Below are 12012 nucleotides of genomic sequence, written 5' to 3' on the forward strand. Positions count from 1 at the left end.
GAGGAGTTGATGGTTATGGAATAGCTTATTCAGATACATATCAAGATATTTTTAATAAGGGGTCTTTTACAGGAAAGGGAATAATTCATATTGATACATTCTTAAAAACTATGAAAGGAAAAATAGAAGAAGATACAGTCTTAAGTCATGACCTTTTAGAAGGAGAAATTTCAAGATGTGGTTTAGTTACAGATTGTGAGCTTATTGAAGAATATCCAAGTACATATATAAGCAGTACACAAAGATTACATAGATGGATAAGAGGAGATATACAACTTATAAAATGGATTTTTAAGAAAGATATATCTCTAATTTCAAGGTGGAAAATTTTTGACAATATAAGAAGAAGTTTTTTAGCACCATGGCTTTTAGTTTCTCTTATAATTTCAATGATTTTTTTAAGAAATGGTAGAAGTAATGTAATATTATTATTTTTATTAGTTCTATCACCATTATTATTTAGGATTACAGATTTTGTTGTAACGCCAAAACAAAAGTTAAATGGAAGTTTTAAAACATTAATGGAAATAATCTTGATAACAAGCTTTATACCATATCAAGCAATAATAAGTTTAGATGCAATTATAAAAAGTTTATATAGATTATTTATAAGCAAGAAAAAATTATTAGAATGGAAAGCATCAGACTTAGAAGATAAAGAAGAAAGAATAGATGTAAATTATTATGCAGGAACTATGTATTTATCTATAGTTATTGGAATAATAATGGTTATTTCAAGTTATGAAGGAAAGGAAGTTTTATCAGTTTTCTTAATTTTAATTGGAGTCTTATGGATTTTATCACCTTTTATAGCACTTGATATAAGTAAGTGTATGGAAAAAGAAGATAATACTACAAAGCAAGATATAGCATATCTTTTAGGAATAGCAAAAGATACATGGAAATATTATAAGGATTTTGTAACAGAAAAAAATAATTATCTTCCACCGGATAACTATCAAGAAGAGCCTTTTAAAGGTGAGGCAAAAAGAACATCTCCAACAAATATGGGCTTAGCTTTAATGAGTAATATTGTAGCAATGGATTTAAAGTTTATAAAGGAAGAAGAAGCTATAGAAAGATGCTTAAATACACTAAAATCAATGGATGAGTTAGAACGTTGGAATGGACATTTTTTAAATTGGTATAATATTGAGACAAAAGAAAGCTTAAGAGAAAGATATATTTCAACAGTAGATAGTGGAAATCTCTTATCGTATTTAATGATATGTTTAGAAACATTTAAAGGGAAAAATGAGAAGTTAGAAGATTTATTAAGCAAATTTATAAAAGAAATGAATTTTAGAAAGCTATTTGATGAAGATAAGGAACTTTTTTATATTGGATATAACATTGATAAAGAAAGCTTCGGTGAGTCACATTATGATCTTTTAGCATCAGAAGCAAGAGTAGCATCATTTTTAGCAATAGCTAGAGAGGAAGTATCTGAAAGTCATTGGTTTAAATTAAAAAGAGGATATAGATATTCAGGATTTAATAAGACCCTTATTTCATGGAGTGGAACTATGTTTGAATATCTTATGCCAAGTTTAATTATGAAAAATATTAAGGGAAGTGCACTTTATGAAACTTATGAAGGAGTTTTAGATAGTCAAATAAATTATGCAAGAAGAAAGAAAATACCTTTTGGAATTTCAGAAGGAGCATATTATAAATTTGATTTAGAAAAAAATTATCAGTATAAGGCATTTGGTATTCAAAAACTTAGGATGAAGAGAGAAAGAAGTGAGGAAATTGTAGTAACACCTTATGCATCATTATTATCTTTACAAATTAATAAAGAGAAAAGTATAGAAAATTTAAAGAAGATTAAAGAATATGGAGCATATGGGGAATATGGGTTTATAGAAAGCATAGATTATACAACTAATAGAATGAATAAGCTTTTAGAAGAAGAGATAGTAAGAGAAGATTTAAGAGGAGAAAAAAGAAAGGGGCTTTTAGTAAAAACATATATGGTTCATCATTTGGGAATGTCTTTATTAGCATTAGATAATGCTCTAGAAGAAAATATAATGATAAAAAGATTTCATAATATACCGGAAGTTAAAGGGACAGAAATTTTACTAAAAGAGAAACGTGAAAACTTAAGTTTTTTAGAAAAAGAAAGTTTTATAGTAGAAGAAATAGAAATAGAAGATAGTATATTTGAAGAAAGAATTTTAACTGAATTAGAGTCTAGTGATAAGGAAGTAAATATTTTATCCAATGGCAAATATACGATGATGATAAATAGTTTAGGTGGAGGTTTTTCAAAATATGAGGGAGATATACTCTATAGATGGGGTGGAGATTTCTTAGAAGAAGAAGGTGGAATTTTATTTTATATAAAGGAAGGAAAAAATCTTCAAAGCCCAACTTTTTATCCTTTTGAAAGTTTTGGGGAGAATTATAAGGTGAAATTTTCAGAAGAAAAAAGTGAAATTTATAAAGTTGAAAATTCTATAGAAACAAGATTAAGGTATTTAGTATCACCAGAAGATGATTTAGAGATTAGAACTCTTAGTATAAAAAATCTTAGAGCTGAGAAGGTGAGCTTAGATGTAGTATCTTATTTAGAACCTGTTATAGGAAACTTAGATTCAGATTTAGCTCATATGACTTTCTCAAATCTTTTCATAGAAACTGAAATATTAAAAGGTGAGAACATAATAATAGGAAAAAGAAGAAAGAGAAAAAAAGAGGAAGAGGAAAAATATATTTTTGTAGGATTTTTCTTAGATATAGCTGAAGAAAAAAGTCTAGAGTATACAAACTCAAGAGAAGCCTTTATAGGAAGAAATGGAAGTTTTGGAAATCCTAAAGGAATAAATAAGGAGTTTAAAATAGAATCAAATGAACCATTAGACCCATGTATAGGAATAAAAAGAGAAGTTATCTTAGAAAAGGGAGAAGAAAAAGTATTAAGATTTATTTTAGGGTATACAAAAAATAAGGAAGAGATAATAGAGAAAGTTCTTAGAAATAAGAATATGGGGAGCATTATTCTTTTAAGAAAAAGATATAACAAAATGGCAAAACTTCTTTTAAATAAACTTTCAATAGATAGTATAAAGGCAAATATTTATGAAAAGATTTTAAGAGAGTTCTTATATATTCCTAAAAGTAGAAAGTATAAAGAGGATTTTATAAAAAATCTAAAAGGAAAAAAGGAAGACCTTTGGAAATATGGTATTTCAGGGGATAGAAGAATTATATTCATAAAGGTAAAAAAAGATAAGAGAGTACTAAAAGATATTATGAGAATGCATTACTATTATGAACTTAAAGGAATTGAGATAGATTTAGTCATATATAATGAAGAAATTAGCAACTATAATAATGAAAATAGAAGTGAAATAGAAAAATATATAAATTCAATTTATGGAGAAGATACTAAAAATATATATTTATTAAATAGTGAAACTTTAAGTGAGGAAGATAGGAATACATTGATAGGCATAGCAACAATTTCTCTTGATAGTAATGAAATTAATTTAAAGAAATTAATTAAGGATTATGAGAAAAAGCATTACTTTGAGAAGCAAATAGAAAAAGATTGTAAATATTTGCTTCGTTTAAATAGTGAAAAAATTCAAGATAGAGAAGAAGAAAAAATTATAAGTGAAGAAGTAATTCACAACCTAGATTTTTTTAATGGATATGGAGGATTTAATAAGAATGATGGAAGTTATGAAATAATCTTAAGGAATAAAGAAAATACAGAAAGACCATGGATAAATGTTCTTGTAAATAAAAACTTTGGTCTCCATATAAGTGAAACAGGGATGGGATATACATGGTGTGAAAATAGTAGAGAAAATAAGATAACACCTTGGAGTAATGATTATATAAAAGATACTATGGGTGAAGGAATTTGGTTTAAGGATAAGAAATATGAGAAAAGTTTTTCTATATTTAAAAAGCCAATAGATGATGGTGGTATATATAAAATAAATCATAACTTTGGATATTCAACCTTTTCGCATACTTATAAGGAGATAGAAGGAAATATAACTGTCTTTGTTCCAAGTGAAGATAAAGTTAAAGTCCAAATAATTAGACTAAAAAACAATAGTAATGAAGATAGAGACATTGGAGTTTATTTTTATAATGAACTTGTATTAGGCGATAATAGAAAAAATACAAAAGAATATATTTATACGGGAGTAAAGGAAAGTTATGCTTATGGAGCAAATAAGTTTTCAAGTAACTTCAAAGAAAAGATAGCATATGGAACTATACTTGGAGAGGGAGAAAATATCTATACTTGTGATAAAGAAGAGATTTTATCAGTTCTAAAAGAAGATGAATTATGTAATATAGTAGAAAAGAGTGGGGTAGATGTAGACCCTTGTATAGGTGTAGAGAAAAATATTCTTATAAAATCAGGTGAAGAGAAAATTCTAGTATGTATATTAGGAGAAGAAAATTCCTTTGAAGAAATAGAAAAAATAATAGAAAAGTATAGAGACAAAGAAACTGTATTTGAAGAATTAAATAAAGTAAAAGTCGAATTAAGTAATTTCCTAGGAAATATAAAAATAAATACAGGAGATAAAAGCTTTGATTATATGATGAATGGATGGCTTTTATATCAAAATTATAATTGTAGATATTTAAGTAGGAGTGCATTTTATCAAAGTGGTGGTGCATATGGATTTAGAGATCAAATGCAAGATAGTTTAGCATTAGGAGTAATAGAGCCTAAAATTTTAAGAGAGAGAATATTAGAAAATTCTAAAAGACAGTATGAAGAGGGAGATGTTCAGCATTTTTGGCATCCAAAAGTAGATAGTGGTATAAGAACAAGATTTTCAGATGATCTTTTATGGATGCCTTATGGGGTTATAGAATATATAAATCTAACAGGAGATTATTCTATATTAGAAGAAAAAACTCATTATTTAAAAGATGAACCTTTAAAAGAAGGGGAAGATGAAAGATATGGAATAGTAAGAGAGCTGGGAAAAGAGGATACAATTTATAATCACTGTATTAAAGCAATAGAAAAAAGCTTAAAGTTTGGAGTTCATGGAATACCATTAATGGGTTCAGGAGATTGGAATGATGGTATGAGCACTGTTGGTAATAAAGGAGAAGGAGAGAGTGTTTGGCTTGGATGGTTTTTATCAATTGTTCTTCAAGGATTTTCAAAAATTGCAGAGAAAAGAAATGATTTAGAGCGTACAAAGCTATTTTTAGAAAAAAGAAAAGAGATAGTAGAAAATATTGAGAAAAATGGTTGGGATGGAGAATGGTATAAGAGAGCTTACTTTGATGATGGAACTCCACTTGGATCAAAAGAAAATAAGGATTGCTTTATAGATTCACTTCCTCAAAGCTTTTCTGTTATAGCAGGATTTGGGGATGCAGAAAGAAGGAAGAAGAGTATGGAAAGTGTAGAGAAGTATTTAATAGATAAAGATAACTCTCTTATAAAACTTTTATATCCTCCTTTTGGAAAAGATGATTTAGAACCAGGATATATAAAAGGATATGTAGAAGGTGTTCGTGAAAATGGAGGACAGTATACTCATGGAGCAGTTTGGACAGTTTTAGCGTATTCACTTCTAGGGGAAAATGAAAAAGCATATGGATTATTTAATATGTTAAACCCAATAACTCATGGAAATACAAAAGAAAAAATAGAAAGGTATAAGGTAGAGCCATATGTAATGGCAGCAGATGTTTACACAAGGCATCCTTATGAAGGAAGAGGAGGATGGAGCTACTATACAGGTGCAGCAGGTTGGATGTATAAGGTAGGACTTCAAAATATAATAGGATTTAATATTATTGAGGGAAGAGGATATGAAATAAAACCAAATCTTCCAACTTATATAAAAGAGTTTGCCATAGAGATAAGAGAGGAAAAATATAAAATTATATGCAAAAAAAATGAAAAGGAAAAGAAAATATACATTAATGGAGAGCTCTATGAAAGCGAAATAATAAGAAAAGGACTTGGAGAAAGCTACATAGAAATTTACTTTTAAAAAAAGAGGAAATGTATAAATTGATAAAAAGTGCATAAATATAAATTATAACTAAAAAAATGATAAAAATTATAGTGAAAAAAAGAAAAAAGTCTAGTTAAACATATAAAACACTGATGAATGTATAGAGGAAGTTATAAAGGACAAAAAGAATGATATAATTGTAATATATAGGAAGAAAAAAAATTGGACACATAAAAAATGAAATGTTAAAATTTCAGTAGTAAAGGTTTTAACTAAATTAATCAAATAAATGTGTATAAAATAAATGGATAGAGTAGTTTTTGAGAGAGATTATCTTTTAAGAAGTACTCTTTTTCATTTTCTTAAGGTTAATTTAAGAAAATGAAATTTTCAAAAGTAAATAATTATTTAACATTTAAAATGAGAAAAAAATGAAAAATGGTGAAAAAGTTAAAAAAAAGGGGATTTAAAAGAGTAAAAAAGCATAAAATAGTAAAAAGTATATTTATGTTAATAGATTGTTAAAAATAGTTAAAAAAATATGAGTAAAAGTTGGTTGATTAAAGAGGATAAAAGTAATATTCTAAATTAGAATTTGAGATTTTTTACGAAGGGAAGATACGATGAAAAAGTGTTTAAAGTTATTATATTTTATAGTACCTATATTAATTGGAATTCTTTTTGCAAATGGGCTTAATATGTATTTAAACCATGAGATACCAATTTTAATGAAACAAAAAGACGTAATGCCAATAAGAAATGAATTTGGTAGTGATTTAAAGTCTAAGGGAGTAGTAGCTAATGATTACTTCTTAAATCAAGGTGATATTATGTTCCTAGGTTCATCAGAACTTGAACATGTAACCCTTCAACATCCAAGCTATTTCTTTAATACAGGACATAGCAAGAATAATGCATTTATAGTAGGAAAAGAATTTAATCAAGATTTACAAGCAGCAACAATTATAGGAAGTTTAAATCCAAATATAAAAAATAAGAAAGTAGTATTTACTTTCTCATTCCAGTGGTTCTTAACACATAGAGGAATAACAAATTATGATTTTAGTACAAGATTTTCACCAGTACAGTTCTATCAGTTTTTAGATAATCCTGATATAACGCATGCAACAAAGGTAAAATTTGCACAGCAAGTATATTCTTACTTAAAAGGATCTACTGAGTATGCACCAGAAGTTTTATATGCAAAAATTTATGGATATAATGAAAGTCTTTCATCAAAAATAGAGGAAGTTATTTTCTATCCATACTTCAAAGCGAGACAATTTATGGTTGACTTAACAGGAAAAGGACTTTTATATAAGAGATTAAAAGGACTAAAACCTTATGAAGCACCAACTAAACCAATTACACCATGGAATTGGGAAAAACAACAAAAAATTGCATATGAAGATGGTAAGAGATTAAGCTCTAACAATCCATATGGAATGTTAGATTCAGAATATACACCAGCATTTAGAAAGAAACTAATATGGTACAATGGTGCATATAAGAGTACAGACTTAATAAAATCTGATGAATTAAATCAATATAAACTATTCCTTCAAGTATGTAAGGAGACAGGTGTTAAACCAATAATCGTACTAATGCCTGGAATGAACTGGTTCTATGATTATATTGGAATACCAAAATCAGAAAGAGATCAGCTATTTAATGAAGTTAAAAAGCTTGCAGAGGCTGATGGATTTACAGTGTTAGACTATAGAAATTATGGAACACAAAAATATTTCTTAAGAGATGTAGCACACTTAGGAACGAGAGGATGGACTGATGTAAGTGAAAAAGTTTATAAAATCTATAATCAGCAATAAGCTATTAATGATGAGTATATTGTTTACAATAGCCATAGTACTTGGAATACTTATACTAACGTTCACACCATATGTACAATTACCATTCGTATATAGTGAATTTTAGAGGTTAAAAATGTAAAGTTAAGAATTGAGAATTAGTTTTTAAATTAAGGCTAAGACTTAATTCTTAATTATTACAATTCAAAAGATTAATTATTTAAGGTTAAACGAAGGAGGAGTTTTTTAGTATGCAAATATTAAAGGGAATAAAAAAATATTCTAAAACTGATAGAATTGCATTAAAGTGTGATGGAGAATCACTTTCTTATAAGGATTTAGATAAATATTCAGACTCTATAGCACTTTTCTTAAAAGACGAGTATGGTACGGTAGATACACCAGCTATGATATATGGAAATAAAGATAACTTAATAATGGCTTGTATGATGGGTTCACTGAAATCAGGAAGAGCCTATGTGCCATTAGATGTAAGTTTTCCAATTGACAGAGTTATAACTGTTAAAGAAGAAGTTATGCCAAAAATACTTTTTAACTTTAGTGAAAACTCTAAAGAAGATTTTGGTTCTGATATAAAAGTTATAAATGAAGATGAATTAAAAGAAATAATAAAAAAATATGATGGAGAAATAAATGAAGAATTTTGGGTTAAAGAAGACGAAAATGCTTATATTTTATTTACATCAGGAAGTACAGGAAAGCCAAAAGGAGTTCAAATAAGCAGTAATAACTTAGATAATTTTGTAGAGTGGATAAGTCTAGAGCTTAACATAGATGGAAGTGAAAAAGTTATAATGAATCAAGCAGCTTATTCATTTGACCTTTCTGTTACAACAATATATCCAGGACTTACACATGGAGCTACTCTTTTCTCATTATCAAAGAAAACATTAGCAGATTATAGTGAAATGTTTAAGCAATTTAAAGAGTCAGATATGGGAATATGGGTTTCAACACCTTCATTTGCAGGAGTTTGTGTAACTGATGATAGCTTTAATAGCATATTAATGCCAAAACTTGAATCTATGATATTTATAGGTGAAGTATTACCTAAAAAATTAGCAAAAGAGCTTATGGATAGATTTGAAAATACAAGAGTTATAAATGGATATGGACCAACAGAAGCAACAGTTGCAGTTGCATCAAATGATGTAACAGTAGAAATGTTAGAAGATGAAAAAAGTCTTCCTGTAGGAATTCCTATGAAAACATCAGGTGTTAAAATTGTAGATGAAAATGGAAACACTGTTAAAGATGGAGAAAAAGGTGAGATAATCATTGTTGGAAAATCAGTTTCAAAAGGATACTTCAAAAATGAAGAAAAGACTAATGAAGCTTTCTACTATGACGTTTTTGAAGGAAAAGAATATAGAGCGTACAGAACAGGAGATATGGCATACTATGAAGATGGAAAGTTATATTACTGTGGAAGACGTGATTTTCAAATTAAATTAAATGGATTCAGAATTGAAATAGAAGATATAGAAAATAACTTAAGAAAAGTTACAAATGTAAAAAATGCAGTAGTTCTTCCTGTATATAAGGATGAAAAGATAGCATATTTACAAGGAATAATACAGCTTAAAGAAAAGAACGATTTAAGTAATCTTAAAAATGGAATGGCTATTAAAAAAGAGCTTGGAGAATATATTCCAGGATATATGGTACCAAGAAATATAAAAATAATAGATGAGTTTCCAACAAACATCAATGGAAAAATTGATAGAAAAAGATTAATGGAGGAAATGTAATGGTACCACTTACGCAATATGGGACATATTTTTATATGTACATTCTTTTCCTAGTTACAATCCCAGCATTTTTACTAGGAGTTATGGGAAAAAATATAAAAACATATGGAATGCTTGCAACAGCATTTATGATTGTTGTAATCTTAGGATCAAAATTACACCTAATATTTTTTGCAATCTTTATGATATGGGAAGTTGGGCTTATTTATATATACATGTGGATAAGAAAAAAATCAGATAGTAAAGTTAAATATAGAATATGTTTATTCTTATCAATGATGCCAATATTATTATTTGAGTTTACACAAACTGTAAGAATAAAACTTCCAATAGGAAATTGGGTTATAAATGGGCATAGACTTGCACATCATGATATGGTAGCTATAGGTGTTTTAACATTTATGGGATTATCATATTTAAACTTTAGAGTAATGCAAATAATAATAGAGACATATGACGGTGTTATTACAGAATTAAAATTTGCAGACCTTTTATACTACATCACATTCTTCCCAGCATTTAGTTCTGGACCTATAGATAGATCAAGAAGATTTGATGAGGATTTAAATAAAAAGATAGATAGAAAAGTATATTTAAATGAATATGCATTAGTAGGATTTAAGAAAATCTTACTTGGGGTTATTTATAAATTTGTAATAGCATATATAGTGCATACGTATTTCTTAGAGAGAATACCAGAAAAGATAACATTTATGCATGCATGGGGATATGCATATTCATATACTTTATACCTTTTCTTTGACTTTGCAGGATATTGCTTAATGGCAGTAGGAACAAGTTATCTATTTGGAATAAAAACTCCAGATAACTTTAATAAGCCATTTATAAGTAAAGATATGAAAGAGTTCTGGACTAGATGGAACATTACACTTTCAAGATGGCTTGGAGATTACCTTTACTCAAGATTTGTTATTTCATCTATGAGAAAGAAAAGATTTAAAAGTAGATATACAGCATCGCATATAGCACAATGGATGTCTATGTTTGTAATTGGATGTTGGCATGGAATTACATGGTACTATATTCTGTATGGATTCTTACAAGGTTTAGTACTAGTATTAACGGATATATATCAAAGAAAATCAAAATTCTATAAGAAGAATAAAAAGAAAAATTGGTACAAAGTTATTTCAATAATAATTAACTTCCAAATAATTGCTTTCTTCTTATTAATATTCTCAGGATATTTCCATACACATCATTTTTAAAAATTAACGAAGTGTAGTAAAATAGAGATGTAAAAAAACAAAGGAGGAATAATATTATGCAAGAAACAGTAATAGAAATTTTTGAAGAAGTAACAGGAAATGATGAAATCGGAGAGGATTTAGATTTAGACCTTTTTGAAGCAGAACTTTTAGATTCACTTGCAATAATCGAAGTATTATTACAAATTGAAGAAAAGTTAGGAATGAAATTACAACCAACTGATTTAGAAAGAAAAGATATGTCAACTGTAAATCATTTAACAGCATTCTTAGAAGCAAAGCAAAAATAAGAATTTTAGAAGAAACTTACCTTAGGGTAGGTTTCTTTTTAATTTAAAAACCTAGTAAGCTTTGCTTACTAGATTTTTGTGGAAGAGTGTTTATTTAGTTTTGATGTCTTCTGTTGTGTTAAATTCTGATGTGGCAATATTGTTTACGGCAATATCGTCAATAGTTGGATCTGTAGCTTTTGTTCTTCCACCACTTTCTGATACACTGGTTAATTGTCCGTTTGTTGGGCAATAGTCAGTCTTTCCTTCTTTAGGTAAGTAAGAATTAGGACTAATTTTATCAAAAGATTCTACTGGAGTAGAATTCTCTAGATAAGCTGATGTATAGTCTTCATTTAAGCTACAGTTTTCAGCAGGGTTTTTTGTACACTTACAATTTAATAAATTATTAGGTGTATTTTCAGTTTGCATAAGATTACTAAATTGCTCCGAAGTTCCATGTTCCGAAACCTTAGTAATTATTTTTGGAGACGTACTACAACATTTTTTATCATTATTCATAAATATCAACTCCTCGAGGTTAGTTTGTACAATAAGTAAGGAAATATACGTGGGAGAAATTAAGAATTCTTAATTTTCCCCAATGTGGACAGGCGAATAATTAGTTGATATAATTAAAAAGTGTTCAGGAAAAGTTTTTATAGACTGAACATTAAAGGTGATGAAGTTTAGTTTTAGAGCTAGGCTATGAATAGGAATTAATACTTATGAAAAAAATTACCTTTAGAGATGTAGAGGAGAGAAGAAACTATGCCAGTTAGAATAGCTATATTAGGTGGACCAAGATGTGGAAAAACGACTTTAATACAACAATTATATGTTGATTTAAAAATAAGAGATTTAAATGTTGGAGCAGTAACAGAGTATAGTACTGATTATTTAAGAGATAAGGGAATGATTGAGAATATTTCTGAGCAATATGGAATTTATTTAGGACAAGCTCAAATTGA

General features: G+C 27.9%; 7 protein-coding genes. 6 read left to right on the forward strand and 1 reads right to left on the reverse strand.

Features of this window, described 5'->3' with window-relative positions; all coding sequences use genetic code 11:
- The 5 genes from ACRDDY_RS01270 to dltC all read left to right on the forward strand — a co-directional run.
- Nucleotides 1–5999: GH36-type glycosyl hydrolase domain-containing protein (locus ACRDDY_RS01270; RefSeq protein ID WP_438563155.1), on the forward strand; the 5999-nt coding region annotated here is incomplete at its 5' end.
- Nucleotides 6000–6586: 587 nt separating this feature from the next.
- Nucleotides 6587–7792, forward strand: a complete 1206-nt coding sequence (gene dltD, locus ACRDDY_RS01275) for a D-alanyl-lipoteichoic acid biosynthesis protein DltD (protein WP_438563156.1) — start codon at nucleotides 6587–6589, stop codon at nucleotides 7790–7792.
- A 230-nt stretch (nucleotides 7793–8022) separates the two neighbouring features.
- A complete protein-coding gene (gene dltA / locus ACRDDY_RS01280) occupies nucleotides 8023–9543 on the forward strand; it encodes a D-alanine--poly(phosphoribitol) ligase subunit DltA (protein WP_438563157.1) in 1521 nt (506 codons plus the stop codon).
- A complete protein-coding gene (dltB, locus tag ACRDDY_RS01285) occupies nucleotides 9543–10772 on the forward strand; it encodes a D-alanyl-lipoteichoic acid biosynthesis protein DltB (protein WP_438563158.1) in 1230 nt (409 codons plus the stop codon). The genes dltA and dltB overlap by 1 nt, the downstream gene beginning before the upstream one ends.
- Nucleotides 10773–10828: 56 nt before the next feature.
- The gene (dltC, locus tag ACRDDY_RS01290) at nucleotides 10829–11062 is read left to right on the forward strand and encodes a D-alanine--poly(phosphoribitol) ligase subunit 2 (RefSeq protein ID WP_438563159.1); all 234 of its coding nucleotides are present in this window, start codon (nucleotides 10829–10831) and stop codon (nucleotides 11060–11062) included.
- Between the two features lie 90 nt (nucleotides 11063–11152).
- Here dltC and ACRDDY_RS01295 read toward each other — a convergent pair whose 3' ends face one another.
- Nucleotides 11153–11572: a hypothetical protein gene (locus ACRDDY_RS01295; RefSeq protein ID WP_438563160.1), complete on the reverse strand. Its 420-nt coding sequence runs from the start codon at nucleotides 11570–11572 to the stop codon at nucleotides 11153–11155.
- Between the two features lie 240 nt (nucleotides 11573–11812).
- On the opposite strand from ACRDDY_RS01295, the gene ACRDDY_RS01300 reads away from it, so the two are divergent.
- Nucleotides 11813–12012, forward strand: a 200-nt coding sequence (locus tag ACRDDY_RS01300) for an AAA family ATPase (protein ID WP_438563161.1), incomplete at its 3' end; no start/stop codon positions are given.

The organism is Clostridium sp., assembly GCF_051656525.1.
In the GTDB taxonomy this organism is placed as follows: domain Bacteria; phylum Bacillota; class Clostridia; order Clostridiales; family Clostridiaceae; genus Clostridium.